Source organism: Nocardia sp. NPDC055053 (assembly GCF_053608285.1).
This window is the reverse complement of record NZ_JBSGVD010000020.1, coordinates 68,124-84,990: the sequence shown is the minus strand read 5'-3', so window position 1 is coordinate 84,990 and position 16,867 is coordinate 68,124. Positions and strand designations below refer to the sequence as shown.

The following is a 16,867-nucleotide window of genomic DNA, read 5'->3' as shown; positions in this document are numbered from 1 at the left end:
GTGGACGCGGGCGTTCACCGAGCCTTGCGCACCAGGTCCACGAACAGTTCGTGCACTCGCAGATCGCCCGTGACCTCGGGATGGAACGAGGTCGCCACGACATTGCCCTGCCGCGCGGCGACGATGCGGCCCTGCGCCGGACCGTGCGGCACCCGCGCCAGCACCTCGACGCCGTCACCGACCCGCTCGACCCACGGCGCGCGGATGAACACGGCCCGCACCGGTGTGTCGAGGCCGGTGAAGTCGAGATCGGTCTCGAAGGAGTCGACCTGGCGGCCGAAGGCGTTGCGGCGCACCGTCATATCGATGCCGGACAGATGCTGGGCGTCGGCCCTGGTGTCGAGCACCTCCGAGGCCAGCAGGATCATGCCCGCGCAGGAGCCGAAGGCGGGCATCCCGTCGCGCAATCGCGCGCGCAGCGGTTCGAGCAGCTCGAAGGCCACCAGCAGCTTGGAGATGGCGGTCGACTCACCACCGGGCAGCACCAGTCCCTCGACGGCGGCCAGTTCGGATTCCCGGCGCACCAGCACCGCGTCGGCGCCACAGTGTTCCAGCGCGGCAACATGTTCGCGCACGTCTCCCTGGAGCGCGAGGACGCCGATGGTCGGCCGGGCGGCAGCGGAGGATGCGTTCACAGGCGCTGAGCTTACGAGCCGCGCCGGTGTGCGCCCGCTCACGGTCACCGTCAAGGTTGCGTCGACACCGGGTGCATTCGCGCCGGACAGGTCGGCACCCACAAGGGCGATTGCGCTTCTGCCGCGCAGGAGCCCCGGACCTGCGCCGATCGTCCCGCACCGCCGCGGGCTCATCGTCTCGACCGGGCTGGCCGGTCTGTCCCTGGACGCGATGGCATCGGTCTCCCACGGCCCCGAGGCGATCGTGCTGGTGCCGCCACCGCGGGTGGTCTCGGCCTCGGCATGACCCTGCCGGTGACTTCCTGGCGGTGCTGGCCGGCAACACCGCGCAGATGGTCGGGATGGAGCGCATCCGCAACGCCTGCACCAGGATCGGGCATTCCCGAGGTGCGCCTGGTCCTGCTCGAGGACAGCGACGCGACCGTCGGCGGACCCGTCGCACCGCTATTTGTGGCGCGGCGTCCGGATCAGGCCCTCCTGGACGACCGCGGCGACCAGATTGCCCTCGCGATCCCAGATCTTGCCGCCGGTGAGCGCGCGGCCGAAACCGGCCGAGGGCGAGGACTGGTCGTAGAGCAGCCATTCGTCGGCGCGGAACGGGCGCAGGAACCACATGGCGTGATCGAGCGAGGCGTCCTGGGTCGGTTCGCCGGGGTGGGCCACCTTCGACGAGCCGAGCAGCGTCATATCGCTCATGTAGGCGAGGGTGCAGACGTGGAACAGCGGGTCGTCGGGCAGCTTGTGGCGGTACCGGAACCACACCTGCTGCTGGGAGACGTAGCCCTCGCGCTGGGCGACCTGGTCCGACGGGACCGTGCGGATGTCCCAGTGCTCCCACTCCCGCATCGCCCACAGCCGCTCGGGACTCATGGTGACGCTGGCATCGGGCAGCAGGTCCGGCCCTTCGACCTCGGGCATCACGTCCTGATGCTCCGGCCCTTCGTCGCCGCGGTGGAACGACGCCGACATCATGAAGATCGCCTGCCCGTCCTGCACGCCGGTAACCCGGCGGGTGCAGAAGGACCGGCCGTCACGAATGCGCTCCACCAGGTAGACCGTGGGTTCCTCGGGGTTGCCCGGCCGCAGGAAGTAGCCGTGCAGCGAGTGCACCTGGAACGAGTGGTCGACGGTCCGCACCGCCGAGACCAGCGCCCGGCCCGCGACCTGACCGCCGAAGGTGCGCGTCAGCTGGGATTCGGTGGCCGCACCACGGAAGATGTCCCGTTCCAGCTGCTCGATCTCGAGCGCCTCTTCGATAGTCGCCATGCGCTCGAGATTATCCCGTCGCCGACCGCCCGTTCTGTCCGGCTCGGCGCTGGGCCGCGGAATTTGCTGTGATAGTGCGGTGCCGTCGTTCACGCCCACCTCCCCCGCCGCCATGGCCGGAATCGTCGCCGACCGCCTGGCCGAGTTGCCAGGGCGGCGCGTGCTCGCCGTCGACGGCGCCGATGCCGCGGCGCCGGTCGAGCTGGCCCGGCGGATCGCCGACACGCTGTCCGCGCGGGGCAGGTCGGCGGCGGTGGTGTCACTGCACGACTTCGTTCGGCCCGCGTCACTGCGGATGGAATACGGACGCGATGACGAATGGTCCTATCGCACAGCCTGGTTCGACTACGACGCGGTGCGCCGCGAGATCCTGGGCGCGCTGCGGTCGTCCGGCCGCTGGCTGCCCGCCCTCTGGGACGAGGACCGCGATCGATCGGCACGGGCGGCGGTCCGCACGGCTCCGGCCGACCTGGTACTCGTCCTGGCCGGACCGATGCTGCTGGGCCGCGGCCTCGACGTCGACCTCACCGTGCGCCTGGAACTGAGCGAGCAGGCGGCGCTGCGCCGCACCCCACCCGATCAGCACTGGACGCTGCCCGCCCTGCGCGATCACGCCACCGACAATCCCGAGACCGCCACGTGGACGCTGCGCTGGGACCATCCCGACCGGGCCGCGTTGCGGGTCGGCACGTAACCGGCTGTCGCACACCCGGATACGCGAAAGGCCCCGGCCGGAACAGATTCCGGCCGGGGCCCTGTGCTGCGAGATCAGGCGCAGGCGACCGACTGCTGACCCAGGTTGGTCAGCATGCCGCAGGCCCACGACTTCTGGACCTTCCACTTGCCGTCCTCGGCCACGAACGGCACATCCACGACATTGGTCTGACCGTTGAGCGTGAAGTTGGCCTTGGCGTTGACGCTCTCGCCGAACGAGGTCACCTCGGTGACCTGCACCTGCACATTGGCGTCCTTGGCTGCCTGCGCCAAGCGGTTCGGAAGCTCGGGATCGGCAGCGCCACCCTGCACGAAGTCGAGCTTCTGGTCGTTCGGGATCGAGGGGTCGAGCGCGGTGTTGAGCTGCGCGTTGAGCTCCTCGACGGTGGGCACCGCGGGCAGGTTCGCGGCGGCCGAGGTCGAAACCTTGGCGCTGGTGGTGGTTTTCGCGGCGGGCTTGTCACCCTTGTCGTCGCTGCACGCGCTCAGCCCAAGGGCCGCAACCACAGCCAGGCCCGCGATCGCGATACGTCCGGTCCTACCAAACTTCATCCACTCGTCCTTACGTCGGGTCCTCTTCGCCCTGCCGGGCGACGGCACGAACCAGCGCCACACGACGCAGGCCTCGATGCCACGGCACCGGACGCTACCCAGCGATGGTGAGGAAACTCTGAGAACGGGGCAACGGTGGTCTGTGAGAGGCGTGGGTCGATCATGCGGGCGCGGCCGACAATGCGACGGCGATCACGTGCGGGTCGACGCGGGTCGGCAGCTCGCATTCCTCGGGAATCGGCAACTGCGCCAGCAGATCCGCGGCATCGCTGAGCGAGCAACGATCGCGCCCGATGACCTCACGCAGCACGACCAGGCGAAACAGTGTGGGCCGAGGAGGCCGGTCCATCTCCGCGGCCAGACCGGTCAGCCCGCGGTCGGTGTACACAACGCGCAGGCGGTCGGCCCAGTGAGCGAAATCGGCGGCGTACCGATCGTAGGCGGCGGCCAGATCGTCTCTGCTGGTTCGGGTGAGCGCGGTGAGCAGACGCCAGACAAAGCGGTCGTGATCGTCGGCCACCCCGGGATGATCTTTGGCGAATTCGGTCCAGTCGGCCTTCGCGGCCCAGTGCGCCACGTCGAGGAAGTCCACGACAGGTCTGAGTTCGTGGGCGGACGGCGCGATCACGGCGCGGAACAGTTCGAACGGCAGTTCGGCGCGTTCGGCCAGCAGCACCGCGTCGAAAAGGTCTTTGCCCTCGGGGTAGGTGTCACTCGCCAGCCACAGCAGTTTCCAGGCCAGCGACAGTCGCGGGCTCGCCGTGTACAGCAGCGCGCCGGGACCCTCGGTGCCGATTCGGGGCACTTCGGTGCGCACCGGCGGCTCGGGCAGGACTTCACCGAATACGAAGTCCAGCTGCACGGTGCCGCCGGGGATCGCGGCCTCGGTGGTATGCCATGGCAGGACGAGCCGGCGGCCGGGTACGCGGCCATAGGTCCAGATCTCGTCGGCGACGGCCCCGTCCGCCTCGATGCGGACGATCCCGCCGGACCGCGCCGAGGTCTGCTGCGCCGCCGCGGCGAGGTCGTCGAGCATGGTCGTGGTCCGCGGGTCGTCCAGCGTCCAATCTGGTGTCAGCACAACGAAATCCAGGTCGCCAGGTTCCCGCGCGCCGGCGCCGTACCAGGCACGCAGGAGCACGCTGCCGCGCACCATCAACTGCTCCGCCCATGCGGTGCCCGCGACCGCGGCCAGCACGTGGTCGAGCGCGGCGCGACGCGCGGCGCGCCAGGTCTCGGCGACCGCCGGATCGTCGAAATACGGCTCGCTCAATCGCATCCCGTACTGCCGATCCTGCACCGAGGGGTCGAAGACCGGCCGCTGCCGAACTCCCTCGCCGACCACCGGAACCAGCGTCGCCGGGAATCCATCGGCCGCCGCAGGCGGCGCGTGACCGGGTACCCACTGCTGCTCACCCAGCCACGGTCCGAGTCGGAAGTGCTCCCACGGGATCGGCTCCGCCGGTGGCAGATCCCCGTCCAGCCAGCCGTCGTCCACCGATTCGTCGCTGTCGTAGACGACGTATTCGTGTTCCCGCGACAGCACCTCGTAGCCATGCTCCCGCAGAGCCAACTCCAGCAGCTGCAATAGGGTGCCGGAGGTGTGCCTGCCGACCGAGCGGCACCGCTGCGTCACGAATCGTTCGACGCGGCCGTCGGATCGGGTCCGCCTGGCGTTGGCCGAGACATGCGCGTTGTACCCGGCGCAGGCCGCCACGACCGCCGCCACGGCGGTATCCGGAGGCAGCAGCAGTTTGAGGTGGTGCTCGAAGTACCGGTGCGGCCCCCTGGCCCTGCCCTGCTTGTCGGTCACCGGCACTCCCCGCGCCCACGGGTGGACCTCGATCTTCGTCCGGATCACCGGCAGTCCGGCGGCCGCCAGTTCCCGCGCCGCCGCCGCGGCCGCCTCGGCCACCGGAGCGAGGTCACCGGTCCGGCGCAGCGTGAGCATCGGCTGATCGGCGACACGGCCGCGCGCGAGGACGATGTGGGTGAACTTCATCTCCCGGCGCACCGCGAAAGCCTCGGCGGCCGACAGGGTTTCCGCGTCGGCGGCGCGCACGGTCAGATGCACTTCGAAGGTGCCGTGGAAGTCGGCGTCTGTGCTCACCCGCCCATCGTCACACGGCCTCGCCGATCAGCGCAGGGCGGCGATCGCGGCGACGAGGCGGCCGTGGGTTTCCGGGTCGGCGGCGGCGATCAGGCCGTGCGGTTCGGTGTGCAGGGGTTGTCCGGCCAGGTTGGTGACCACGCAGCCCGCGGCCTGGCAGACGGCGATGGCGCTGGCGAAATGGACGCTGTCGCGCAGATCTCCACCGGTGATGTAGGCGGCGCGGCGCCCGGCCGCGACCCAGGCCAGGGCCAGTGAGGTGGACAGGACGCGGGCATGGAATTCCCCGGCGAATCCGGGGGCGTCGAACAGGCTCGCGGGGCTCGACCAGGGAAAGGGGTGGTCGAGATCGACGTCGACGAGGCGGCTCTCGGACTGGGGTAGCAGCGGCTGATCGTGTCCGTCGGCACGTAGGTGGGCGCCCTGACCGGCCGTCCAGAACACCTCGTCGGCGAAGGGAGCTCCGACCGCGGCTGCGGTGACGGTGGAACCGGTCCGCAGGGCCACGTTCACCGCGACGGTCGGCGTGCCTACCGCGAAATTGCGGGTGCCGCAGAGGGGATCGATCATCCAGGTGCGGTCGCTGCCCACCGCCCCGCTCACTCCCGATTCCTCGGCCAGGAAGCGGTCGCCGGGACAGGCCGTGGCCAGCACATCGAGGATGGCCTTCTCCGCGGCCAGATCGGCCTGGGTGGCGAAATCATCGCCAACTTTTTCGTACCGGGTGAGTGGTCCGTGAAACGCGGACCGGATTACTTCCGAAGCGACTTCTGTTGCGTGGATAGCGATTTCAACATCCGTGTGGTGCACCGTCTCCACGGTACGGGCGAGTGCGGCCCGCAGCGAGCGAACACGTACCGGTCACATCTCGATCGGACCCGGCAGGGTCAGCGAGCCAGGTAGGCGGCCAGGCCGAGGCCCGCGACACCGACACCCACCCGCAGCAGATTCGGCGGGATCACCTTGACCACCGGCGGCCCACACCATCCGCCCGCCAGCGCGCCCAGCGCCAGCGCCAGCGCCGCCAACCAGTGCACCGGACCGAACGCCGCGAAGCCGACCGCGGCGACCAGATTCGCGATGCCGAGCAGGAAACTCTTGAGAACCGATGCGCTCCAGAGGGATTCGGAGGTGCACAGCAGCATCATCGACAGGTAGATCACGCCTGCCCCGGCGCCGAAGTACCCGCCGTAGACGGAGATGAGCACAATGCCGGCCGGCACGATCCACGGTGCGTTCAGTTCGCCCACGTGGCGGCGCACCAACGGCTGCACCACCAGCGCGATCGAGGCGGCGGCCACCAGGAACGGAACGACGAGTTCGAACGCACCGGCGGGCGCGACCAGCAGCGCGAGCGCGCCGAGCAGCCCACCGATCGCCGAGAGCACCGCCCAGCGCACGAGTGTGGCGCCACGCCCGGTGAGTTCGCGCCCCGAGTTCGCGGTGGCGCCGACACCGACGGCCACCATCGCGACCGTATTGGTGACATTGGCCGCGACCGGCGGCAACCCGACAGCCAACAGCGCCGGATAGGAGACGATCGAGGCCATCCCGGTGACGAACCCCACCAGGCCGGTGAAGAATCCCGCGACGACCAGCAAGAAGAAGTCGAGCGCGGTCACAGACCGACTGTACGGTACGCCCACCTGGGAGCAATCCCAGGGTTGTGCCGCCGCCGGGACCGCCGCACAGCAACGAAAAACGGTCGCCCCGAGAAGAGTTCGGGGCGACCGCCGATCAGCAGGCTAGCAGCCGGTCACCAGCCGCGCTCGGCCAGGCGGTGCGGCTGCGGGATCTCCTCGACATTGATGCCGACCATGGCCTCACCCAGGCCACGCGAGACCTTGGCCAGCACGTCCGGGTCGTCGTAGAAGGTGGTGGCCTTGACGATGGCGGCGGCGCGCTGTTCGGGGTTGCCCGACTTGAAGATGCCGGAGCCGACGAACACACCCTCGGCGCCGAGCTGCATCATCATCGCGGCGTCGGCCGGGGTGGCGATGCCACCGGCGGTGAACATGACGACGGGCAGCTTGCCGGTCTGGGCGACCTCACGGACCAGCTCGTACGGCGCCTGCAGTTCCTTGGCGGCCACGAACAGCTCGTCCTCGGACAGCGAGGTCAGGCGGCGGATCTCGGCGCGGATGGTGCGCATGTGGGTGGTCGCGTTGGACACGTCACCGGTGCCGGCCTCGCCCTTGGAGCGGATCATGGCCGCGCCCTCGGTGATGCGGCGCAGGGCCTCACCCAGGTTGGTGGCGCCACAGACGAAGGGGACGGTGAAGTTCCACTTGTCGATGTGGTTGGCGTAGTCGGCGGGGGTGAGGACCTCGGACTCGTCGATGTAGTCGACGCCTAGGCTCTGCAGGATCTGCGCCTCCACGAAGTGGCCGATGCGGGCCTTGGCCATCACGGGGATGGACACCGCGGAGATGATGCCGTCGATCATGTCCGGGTCGCTCATCCGGGAGACGCCGCCCTGGGCGCGGATGTCGGCCGGAACCCGCTCGAGCGCCATGACGGCCACCGCGCCGGCGTCCTCGGCGATCTTGGCCTGCTCCGGGGTGACCACGTCCATGATCACGCCGCCCTTGAGCATCTCGGCCATGCCGCGCTTCACGCGGGCGGTGCCGACGGTGTTGGTGGTCTCAGGCGTAGTCACGGCTGTCTCCTGTGTCATGTGCGCCAATCAGGTCGCTCGTTATGGACACCGTCGATTCTAGAGCCGTCCGAAATCGACCTTCATAGCCAGTTGGGGTCCACTGGCCTTGCCACGACCAGCGACGATGCGCGCCACGCCCGCCGCTGGCCTGCTCGAGTGGCCCGCGTCTCAGCCCCGGCCGGACACGTCGAACTCGACGTGGACGTCCGTGGCGCCGCGCAATGCCGCCACGGATGCCGCTTCCGCGCGCAGCTGTGCGCTGAGCCGGGAGTTCATCGACCGGAAGGTCGTGACGGTCAGCGTCAGCGTGCGCCCCTTCTTGCGTGGCCGCCAGATTCCGGTGATGACACCGTCGGCCAGCACCGTGCCGGGTGCGCCGACCGTCTTCCACACGGCGCGTTGATGTTTCGGGTCGACGATGGTGTTCCGATCACGCATCTGGGTGTAGGGATCGCTCGGTGGCAGCATTCGCACCCCGTGCACCGCGGGCGGGGAGTGCAGGACGGGCAGATCGTCGATGTGGATCCAGGCCCGGCTGCCGTCGACCTCGACCGGGGTGAGCTCGTCCGCCACGCTGGTCCACCACGGGTCGACATCCCCGGCGTCGATTCCGAGCCAGGCGGCGAAATCCTTGCGTGTCGACGGTCCGTAACACCGCAGGTAGCGGCGCAGAAGGGTCGCGCGGGTGGTGGCGGGGTCGGTGTGCGGCAGTGGCGTGCCGAGCCATTCGCCGAGCAGGACGAACGGCGCGGTGTTCTTGCTACGAGGCGCCAGGCAGACGATGCCGCGGATCAGATGCTGCCGCGCCGTCTCGGCGGTCGGCAGGACGCCGGTGGTGAAGACAGCAGCGTCGGCGGTCGGGAAGAAGAACGGCGAGCCGCGCATGCACCAGGTCTGCAGCAGCGACTTCTCCTCGCCGACAAGGTGATCGACATGCTCGGCGGTGACGTCCTCGACGCGGGCGTGCAGAGCGAGCAACGCCGAACCCGGTGGGCTGTTCTAAATTCCGCACGCACCGGCAACCTCGAGGAGGTCGTCGTTCGGCTGCCGTGCGGTGAGATGATGCGCGCGCAGCCGGAATCCGACGACCTCGCCGATCTCGGCGGTGCTTCTCCGAGCTGCCACTGATCGCCTCCCGATCGTCGCCTCTCTGGGGCAACACGCACCGGTCGATCCGCAGGTCAGCGGATCGAGCGCACCACGTGTTCGGTATCGTCCGCCGCCACGGTCACGGCCTCGGCGAGCAGTTCGTCGAGGTGATACGGGTACACCGCTTCACCCATGTCGTCGAGGGCACGGATATCGGCCGGAGTGCACCAGCGGTGATCGGTGATGGTGCGGCGCTCCAGCGCGTTCAGCGCGGCCGGACGCCATTCGAAGCGCGGCGCGCGCAGGGTGAAGAACAGTTCCTCGGAGCGGATGAGTTCACCGTTGAACGGGAACACCGCGACCCGGCGCCACAGCGGACCGCGCAGCGCCGCCGGATCGACCCGCTGACCGGTCTCCTCATGGATCTCGCGCACCGCCGCATCACGCAGGCTCTCCCCCGGCTCGACCCCGCCGCCGACGGTGAACCAGAACGCGACCTCGGGCAGCAGCGGATCGTGGCCGCGCAGCAGCAGCACCCGGTCCTGCTCGTCGAGCAGCATCACGCGCGCCGAGGTGCGCGTGGTGTTCACCTCGAGACCGGTGGCCGCGGCGGGGGTGGCCCGTTCGGTGATCTCGAAGTAGTGCGGCAGCGGCGCGGTACCGCCGAGGTGCAGCACCCGCACCGGGCGCCGGGTACGCAGCGCGAGGGTGTCGCGCACGGCGTCGTTGTGGAAGCGCCGCGCGATCAGCACCCTGGCCTCGGCGTCGGCGAGCTCGGCGACGAGCTGGGGCCGCAGCTGGTCGATATCGACCAGCGACAGCGCCGCCGAGAGCTGGTTCTCGATCGTCTCGCGGTCACCACGATCGGCGCGTTCGGCGCGGTCGGCCAGCGTCGCGAGCTGGGCGGCCCGGTCGGCGCGGCGCGGATCGGTGCTCACCGGACCGGCGATGGCCATCGCCACCGCACGCGCCACCACGGCACGCCGGGCCAGCGCGGCGTCGAGTGCCTGCCAGGACTGGTCGGAGCGCACGTGCAGCCGGTCGAGCCGGTTGGCCGTCGAGTAGGCCCAGACGCCGAGTGCGAGCACGAGCAGCGCGATCAGCCCGAGAACGAGGACCGTTGTCGCGGAGAAAGTGATCATCCGGCGGCCCTGACCCTGTTGTCGCCCACGGTGACGGTCTCGTACACCCGCAGGATCTGCTCGGCGACCACCGGCCAGTCGTAGCCGGCGACCACCTGAGTGCCGGTGCGGACGAGTCGCTCGCGGGCCGTGTCGTCGGTGAGAACGGTGTCGATCGCGGTGGCCAGCGCGGCGGAGTCACCGACCGGGGTGAGCATGCCCGCGGTCCCGTCGCGCAGCACACGCCGGAACGCGTCGAGCTCGCTGGCCACCACCGGGGTGCCCGCGGCCATCGCCTCGATCAGGATGATGCCGAAACTCTCGCCGCCCAGATTCGGCGCCACGTACACATCGGCGCTGCGCATCGCGGCGGCCTTCTCCGCGTCGGAGACCTGGCCGAGGAAACGCAGATGCCCGGCGTGCTCACCCGCCTCGCGGCGCAGCCGGTCCTCGTCACCGCGGCCGACGATCAGGATCTGCACGCCCGGATGGCGTTCGGTGAGCGTGGGCAGCGCGCCGAGCAGCACATCCATACCCTTGCGCGGTTCGTCGTAGCGGCCGAGGAACAGCACCGTCTTGCCCGCGCGCGGGTACCCGTCGAGCAGCGGACCACGGGCGAACGCGGAGACGTCGACGCCGTTGGGGATCTCCACCGCGTCCGAACCCAGCGCCTCGACCTGCCAGCGCCTGGCCAGCTCCGACACGGCGATGCGGCCGTTGATCTTCTCGTGGTACGGGCGAAGCACACCCTGAAAGGTGCTCAGCACCAACGACTTCGTGGTCGAGGTGTGGAAGGTCGCCACGATCGGGCCCTCGGCGATCTTGAGCGCCAGCATGGACAAGCTCGGTGCGTTGGGTTCGTGGATGTGCAGCACGTCGAAGTCGTTGCTGTCGATCCAGCGCCGGATCCGGGTGTAGGCCATCGGACCGAACGACAACCGCGCCACCGACCCGTTGTACGGAATCGCCACCGCGCGTCCGGCCGACACGACGAAATCGGGCAGCGGGGTGTCGTCGGAGGCGGGCGCGAGCACGCTCACCTTGTGACCACGTTCGAGGAAGACCCTGGCCAGTTCGACGACATGGGCCTGCACACCGCCGGGAACGTCGAACGAGTACGGGCACACCATGCCGATCTTCACCGCGCGCCACCTCCCTGGTTCGCCGTGATCCGCGCCAGCCGTTCCGGCGACAGGTCGGCCGCCCACTGCGGCTGCAGCATGTGCCAGTCGGCCGGGTGCTCGGCGATGTTCGCCGCGAATACGTCGGCCAGCTCCTGCGTCGCGGCGGCCACGCCACCGGAGACATCCACCGGCGTGCAGGTCTTCAGGCCCCAGCCCTCGGTGCCGTCGGCCTCGGTGGTGAACCAGGCGTGCACCGGGATCAGGGCGGCGCCGGTCTCGATCGCCAGCTTGGCCGCACCGGCGGGCATCCAGGTGCGCTCGCCGAAGAAGTCGACGGGCACGCCCTTGCCGGTGAGGTCGCGCTCGCCCATCAGGCAGACGATCCGGTTCTGCCGCAACCGGTCCGCGAGCTGCCTGAACGGCGGCTGCTCACCGCCGGTCAGCGGGAACACCTCGAAGCCGAGGCTCTCCCGGTAGGCGACGAACCGCTCGAACAGCGACTCCGGTTTCAATCGTTCGGCCACGGTCGTGAAGGTGCCGTAGTGCTGCACCAGCCACACACCGGCCATGTCCCAGTTCCCCGAGTGCGGCAGCACGAAGACGACGCCGCGGCCCCGCTCCAGGGCCGCGTCGAGGTGTTCGAGACCGTCGACGTAATAGTCCACGGTGCTGTGGTCCATGCTCGGCAGCCGGAACGCCTCGCGCCAATACCTGGCGTAGGAGCGCATACTCGCGCGCATCAGCTCCGCGGGCACCTGCTCCGGGGTCACCCCGAGCACACGGGCGAGGTTGCGCCGCAACTGCTCCGGCCCACCGCCCTTGACGGCACGGTCGGCGCCCACATCGAATACCTTGCGCACCAGGCCTTCCGGCGCCGAACGCACGATCCGCCAGCCCGCGGCGTACCCCCAGTCGCTCAACCGCTCGGTGAGTCTCACGACGCCGCACCTCCGGCCGTGTCCGGCTGCTGCGGCGCCGACGGGATCACGGTCCGCGCGCCCGGCGAATTGCGGACCGCGAGCACCCGCTGGAACACCGTGATGATGCTCAGCACCGCCAGCGCCCACATCGCCACGTACACGGCCCAGGTAAGCCACGCGATGCCCCAGTGCCCGCCGATGCCGGTGAGCCCGGCGCCGACCAGCACGATGACGAGCCGGTCCGGGCGCTCGATCAGCCCGCCGTCGGCCGAGAGCCCGCTGGCCTCGGCGCGCGCCTTCGCGTACGAGATCACCTGCGAGGTGACCAGCACGACCAGCGTCGCCGCGAACAGCTGCTTGCTGTGCTCGTGGTAGACCGCCCACCAGGCCAGGCCGCCGAAGATCGCACCGTCGGCCACCCGGTCACAGGTGGCGTCGAGGACCGCGCCGTACTTCGTGCCGCCGCCGCGGGCCCGCGCCATCGCGCCGTCGAGCATGTCGAACATGACGAACAGCCAGATGACCATCGTTCCCCAGAACAGGTGCCCGGAGGGGAACAGCGTCACCGCGGCCGCGATCGTCGCGGTGGTGCCGATCAGTGTCATCGCGTCCGGCGTGAGCCCGGTACCGACGAGCGCTTTGCCCAGCGGCGCAGTCGCTTTCGCAAACGTCTGGCGGCCGAAGAAGCTGAGCACGGTTGTTATTCCTCCTGCGACCCGCGGGACACCCGCACCCGATCGGCTGCGGTATGCGCCTCCCATGCCTCCGCCAGCAGCTGCCGCGTCTCGCGCAACAGCTGCGGCATCACCTTCACCCCACCGACCACGGTGATGAAATTCGCGTCCCCGCCCCAGCGCGGCACGATGTGCTGGTGCAGGTGGTCGGCGAGCGAACCACCGGCCACCCCACCGAGATTGAGACCGACGTTGAATCCGGCGGGCCGTGAGACCCGCTTCATCACCTGGATGGCTCGCTGCGTGAACGCCATCAGCTCCGCGCTCTCGGCGGCCGTCAGATCCTCCAGGTCGGCGACCCGGCGGTACGGCACCACCATCATGTGTCCCGGGTTGTACGGGTACAGGTTGAGCACCGCGTAGACCTGTTCACCGCGGGCGATGATCAGCCCGTCCTCGTCGGACATCTTCGGGATGTCGGTGAACGGGTGCCCGGTGGCGTCCTTGGGCTTCACCTCGCCGGTGATGTAGGACATCCGGTACGGCGTCCACAGCCGCTGCAGCCGGTCCGGCTGACCAGCGCCGGTGTCGACGATCGAACCGGCCTCCGAGGCGATGCTCTCACTCATGAGGACGCCTTCGCCGCGCTGACGACCTCGAACCCCTCGGCGGTGGGCGAGGCGTTCTCGCGGTTGCCGACCCAGGTCAGGATCGTGGCGACCGCGTCGTCGACCGGAACGCCGTTGACCTGGCTGCCGTCGCGGAACCGGAAGCTCACCGCGCCCGCCTCCACGTCGCGCGCGCCAGCCAGCAACATGAACGGCACCTTCTGCGCGGTCTGGTTGAAGATCTTCTTCTGCATCCGGTCGTCGCTGCGGTCGACCTGGGCGCGCACGCCCGCGTCCCGCAGCCGCTCGATCACCGCATCCAGGTGCGGGGCAAAGTTTTCCGCGACCGGGATACCGACGACCTGCACCGGCGCGAGCCAGGCGGGGAACGCGCCGGCGTAGTGCTCGGTGAGCACGCCGAAGAACCGCTCGATCGAGCCGAACAGGGCACGGTGGATCATCACCGGACGCTGCTTGGTGCCGTCGGAGGACGTGTATTCCAGGTTGAACCGCTCGGGCAGGTTGAAGTCGAGCTGGATGGTCGACATCTGCCAGGTGCGGCCCAGCGCGTCCTTGGCCTGCACGGAGATCTTCGGGCCGTAGAACGCCGCGCCGCCCGGATCGGGCACGAGGTCGAGACCCGAGGCCTCGGCGACCTTGGCCAGGGTCTCGGTGGCCTCTTCCCACAGCTCGTCGGAGCCGACGAACTTCTTCGGGTCCTTGGTCGACAGCTCGAGGTAGAAGTCGTCGAGGCCATAGTCCTTGAGCAGCGACAGCACGAACTGCAGCGTGCTGGTCAGCTCCGCGTGCATCTGCTCCTTGGCGCAGTAGATGTGCGCGTCGTCCTGGGTCATGCCACGCACGCGGGTCAGGCCGTGGATCACGCCGGACTTCTCGTAGCGGTACACCGAGCCGAACTCGAACAGCCGCAGCGGCAGCTCACGGTAGGAGCGGCCACGCGCGCGGAAGATCAGGTTGTGCATCGGGCAGTTCATCGGCTTGACGTAGTAGTCCTGGCCGGGCTTGCGCACGGTGCCGTCTTCGTTGAGTTCGGCGTCGAGGTGCATGGCCGGGAACATGCCGTCCTTGTACCAGTCCAGGTGACCGGAGACCTCGAACAGATGCCCCTTGGTGATGTGCGGGGTGTTGACGAACTCGTAGCCCGCGTCGATGTGACGCTGACGCGAGTACTCCTCCATCTCCTTGCGGATGATGCCGCCCTTGGGGTGGAACACCGGCAGGCCCGAGCCGAGCTCGTCGGGGAAGCTGAACAGGTCCAGCTCGAGACCCAGCTTGCGGTGGTCGCGGCGCTCGGCCTCGGCCAGCAGGTGCAGGTACTCGTCCATCGCCTCGGTCGATTCCCAGGCGGTGCCGTAGACGCGCTGCAGGTCCTCGCGGTCCTGGTCACCGCGCCAGTAGGCGGCCGAGCTGCGGGTCAGCTTGAAGGCGGGAATGAACTTGGTGGTGGGGATGTGCGGGCCGCGGCACAGGTCGCCCCAGATCTTCTCGCCGGTACGCGGGTCCAGGTTGTCGTAGATGGTCAGCTCGTTGCCGCCGACCTCCATGATCTCCGGGTCGTCGATGCCGGACTTGTCGCTGATCAGCTCGAGCTTGAACGGCTCCTTGGCCAGCTCGACCCGAGCCTCGTCGATCTCGACGACGCGACGCGAGAAACGCTGCGCGCCTTTGATGATCTTCTTCATCCGGGATTCCAGCTTGGCCAGATCCTCGGGGGTGAAGGGCCGGTCGACGCGGAAGTCGTAGTAGAAGCCGTCCTTGATCGGCGGGCCGATACCCAGCTTGGCGTCGGGGAACTCCTGCTGCACGGCCTGGGCCAGCACGTGCGCGGCCGAGTGCCGGATCACGCTGCGACCGTCCTCGGTGTCGGCGGCGACGGGCTCGACCTCGACATCTTCGGTGGGGATCCAGGACAGGTCCTTGAGCGCGCCCTCGGCGTCGCGGACCACCACGATCGTGTCCGGCCCCTTGGTCGGCAGGCCCGCTTCCCGCACCGCCGCGCCCGCGGTAGTCCCGGCCGGCACCCGGACGAGGGCGACAGGACTGAGGGGTGCAGAGGTGGTCACGGGGATGCTCTCCTTGACGTTGTGGTCCGGCGGGACTGTCCCCCGCCCGGTTGCAGCCACGATCCTACTGGCGGCCCGCCACTCCGCGACTATTGGCCAGACTCTGGACGGGTGTCGCCTTTCGCGGGCGGCAGGCGGTCACATTGACGATCTGTTCGCCCGTACCCGGTGGGTTACCCATGTGCTCGCGAGCTCGGCGCTTACGTGGGGATCAAGCTTGGGCCAGCAGGGCCATGCGCTCGGCCGCCGGGCGCTTCGGGCAGCTGGTGCACATGGCACAGCCGGGCACTTCGTAGACCAGGCAGCAGGAGAGGCGTTTGACGAAGGTGCGCTCGCCGACGGTGACGAACCGGGGGGCGAGCAGGCGGGCGCCGATTTCGGCTGCCAGCCTGGTTCCGGCTGCCTGGTCGCCCGCGTCGAGTGCCCGGTTGCCGATCGCGTCGGTGACGACGGCCCAGAGGGCGGGCACGCCTGCTCCGGAAACGGCGGCGACCTGCAGGATCACTGCCGTCAATGTCTCGCGCAGTGCGGTGCCGACGGCCTCGGCTGCGTCGTCAGGGACGACGGTCGAGTGGAAGCGCACATGCTCGACTCCCCCATCGGGCCTGACCTCGCAGTCGAACTTGTCGAGCGCGGCGATCGGGGCCGGCGTTCCGGCCGCGTAGGCGCTGGTGATCTGGTCGACCAGGGCCGAGGCGGCCATGCACCACCACAGCGTGCCGCCGACGCGCGGCGTCTCGGTCCCCCAGGAGCGGCTCATCTCGCCGATCCTGGCCGAGACCCACGCGGGATCCGTGAGCCGGTGTCCGGCGACGATGCTCACGACATCAGGGGACTGCGCAACCATAGCCAATCGACTCCGATCCACCCTCCCACCATCGAGAAGGTTCCGAGCAGCCACAGCGTCACCACGACGAGGGCGAAAGTGGCCACCGCGCCGAGGATCTTGATCGTCCACCCGCGCGAGGTGTACCAGTCCATGACGATCCGGTACTTGCCGCGCACCCACGTCAGCGTGTGATGGGCCCAGACGAACTCGGTGGCCAGGATGCCGAACCCCGCGAACACCAGTGCCCAGCCGGGCCCCGGGTACGGGATCGTGACGATCCCGACGAGCAGCACCAGCCCACCGAACACGCCGACGGCGATGCGGTAGCCGAGGTTCAGGGTAGGGCGGTGCTCGATGCTCGCCCGGAAGGCGCGCCAGCGCTCTGCGAAGACCGGCTTGCCCGCCGATGCCCCGGCGGTGGAATCCGCCGGGGCATCGGAGGTGGCGGCGGTCGGCTTGCTCATCATCGTTCCAGCCTACGA

General features: G+C 69.4%; 18 protein-coding genes. 1 reads left to right on the top strand and 17 read right to left on the bottom strand.

The window, feature by feature from the left end:
- Positions 1 to 14 precede the first annotated feature (14 nt).
- Both pdxT and ACWF82_RS21460 read right to left on the bottom strand, forming a co-directional pair.
- Positions 15 to 635, bottom strand: coding sequence for a pyridoxal 5'-phosphate synthase glutaminase subunit PdxT (gene pdxT, locus ACWF82_RS21465; RefSeq protein ID WP_452503649.1), 621 nt, complete (start codon positions 633 to 635; stop codon positions 15 to 17).
- Positions 636 to 1,079: 444 nt separating this feature from the next.
- On the bottom strand, positions 1,080 to 1,901 hold the full coding sequence (locus ACWF82_RS21460) for an acyl-CoA thioesterase (RefSeq protein ID WP_452503647.1): 822 nt from the start codon (positions 1,899 to 1,901) through the stop codon (positions 1,080 to 1,082).
- Between the two features lie 79 nt (positions 1,902 to 1,980).
- On the opposite strand from ACWF82_RS21460, the gene ACWF82_RS21455 reads away from it, so the two are divergent.
- A complete protein-coding gene (locus ACWF82_RS21455; RefSeq protein WP_452503645.1) occupies positions 1,981 to 2,595 on the top strand; it encodes a hypothetical protein in 615 nt (204 codons plus the stop codon).
- Positions 2,596 to 2,669: 74 nt separating this feature from the next.
- Here the strand turns inward: ACWF82_RS21455 and ACWF82_RS21450 are convergent, their stop codons facing one another.
- From ACWF82_RS21450 to ACWF82_RS21380, 15 genes are all read right to left on the bottom strand, one after another.
- Complete coding sequence (locus ACWF82_RS21450) at positions 2,670 to 3,167, bottom strand: hypothetical protein (RefSeq protein ID WP_452503643.1); 498 nt, start codon at positions 3,165 to 3,167, stop codon at positions 2,670 to 2,672.
- Positions 3,168 to 3,327: 160 nt separating this feature from the next.
- On the bottom strand, positions 3,328 to 5,277 hold the full coding sequence (locus tag ACWF82_RS21445) for a nucleotidyl transferase AbiEii/AbiGii toxin family protein (RefSeq protein WP_452503641.1): 1,950 nt from the start codon (positions 5,275 to 5,277) through the stop codon (positions 3,328 to 3,330).
- A gap of 27 nt (positions 5,278 to 5,304) precedes the next feature.
- Entirely contained in the window at positions 5,305 to 6,087 is a 783-nt protein-coding gene (locus ACWF82_RS21440) for an inositol monophosphatase family protein (RefSeq protein WP_452503639.1), read from the bottom strand.
- Between the two features lie 77 nt (positions 6,088 to 6,164).
- Entirely contained in the window at positions 6,165 to 6,899 is a 735-nt protein-coding gene (locus ACWF82_RS21435; RefSeq protein ID WP_452503637.1) for a sulfite exporter TauE/SafE family protein, read from the bottom strand.
- 134 nt (positions 6,900 to 7,033) lie between these two features.
- Positions 7,034 to 7,954, bottom strand: coding sequence for a pyridoxal 5'-phosphate synthase lyase subunit PdxS (pdxS, locus tag ACWF82_RS21430; protein WP_378847483.1), 921 nt, complete (start codon positions 7,952 to 7,954; stop codon positions 7,034 to 7,036).
- A 150-nt stretch (positions 7,955 to 8,104) separates the two neighbouring features.
- The gene (locus ACWF82_RS21425) at positions 8,105 to 8,914 is read right to left on the bottom strand and encodes a winged helix DNA-binding domain-containing protein (protein ID WP_452503635.1); all 810 of its coding nucleotides are present in this window, start codon (positions 8,912 to 8,914) and stop codon (positions 8,105 to 8,107) included.
- A 21-nt stretch (positions 8,915 to 8,935) separates the two neighbouring features.
- Positions 8,936 to 9,061: a hypothetical protein gene (locus tag ACWF82_RS21420; RefSeq protein WP_452503633.1), complete on the bottom strand. Its 126-nt coding sequence runs from the start codon at positions 9,059 to 9,061 to the stop codon at positions 8,936 to 8,938.
- 56 nt (positions 9,062 to 9,117) lie between these two features.
- Positions 9,118 to 10,164 carry an NUDIX hydrolase gene (locus tag ACWF82_RS21415; protein ID WP_452503711.1) on the bottom strand — a complete coding sequence of 349 codons (1,047 nt, stop codon included), beginning with the start codon at positions 10,162 to 10,164 and terminating at the stop codon, positions 9,118 to 9,120.
- Entirely contained in the window at positions 10,164 to 11,288 is a 1,125-nt protein-coding gene (locus ACWF82_RS21410) for a glycosyltransferase family 4 protein (RefSeq protein WP_379308790.1), read from the bottom strand. Before ACWF82_RS21410 ends, ACWF82_RS21415 begins: the two co-directional genes overlap by 1 nt.
- Positions 11,285 to 12,208, bottom strand: coding sequence for a phosphatidylinositol mannoside acyltransferase (locus ACWF82_RS21405; protein ID WP_452503631.1), 924 nt, complete (start codon positions 12,206 to 12,208; stop codon positions 11,285 to 11,287). The genes ACWF82_RS21410 and ACWF82_RS21405 overlap by 4 nt, the downstream gene beginning before the upstream one ends.
- The gene (gene pgsA, locus ACWF82_RS21400) at positions 12,205 to 12,885 is read right to left on the bottom strand and encodes a phosphatidylinositol phosphate synthase (RefSeq protein ID WP_452503630.1); all 681 of its coding nucleotides are present in this window, start codon (positions 12,883 to 12,885) and stop codon (positions 12,205 to 12,207) included. The genes ACWF82_RS21405 and pgsA overlap by 4 nt, the downstream gene beginning before the upstream one ends.
- Positions 12,886 to 12,890: 5 nt before the next feature.
- Complete coding sequence (locus tag ACWF82_RS21395) at positions 12,891 to 13,493, bottom strand: HIT family protein (RefSeq protein ID WP_452503628.1); 603 nt, start codon at positions 13,491 to 13,493, stop codon at positions 12,891 to 12,893.
- The gene (gene thrS, locus ACWF82_RS21390; RefSeq protein ID WP_452503626.1) at positions 13,490 to 15,556 is read right to left on the bottom strand and encodes a threonine--tRNA ligase; all 2,067 of its coding nucleotides are present in this window, start codon (positions 15,554 to 15,556) and stop codon (positions 13,490 to 13,492) included. Before thrS ends, ACWF82_RS21395 begins: the two co-directional genes overlap by 4 nt.
- Before the next feature lie 211 nt (positions 15,557 to 15,767).
- Positions 15,768 to 16,379, bottom strand: coding sequence for a (2Fe-2S)-binding protein (locus ACWF82_RS21385; RefSeq protein ID WP_452503624.1), 612 nt, complete (start codon positions 16,377 to 16,379; stop codon positions 15,768 to 15,770).
- Complete coding sequence (locus tag ACWF82_RS21380) at positions 16,376 to 16,852, bottom strand: TIGR02611 family protein (RefSeq protein WP_452503622.1); 477 nt, start codon at positions 16,850 to 16,852, stop codon at positions 16,376 to 16,378. The genes ACWF82_RS21385 and ACWF82_RS21380 overlap by 4 nt, the downstream gene beginning before the upstream one ends.
- Between the last annotated feature and the right edge of the window lie 15 nt (positions 16,853 to 16,867).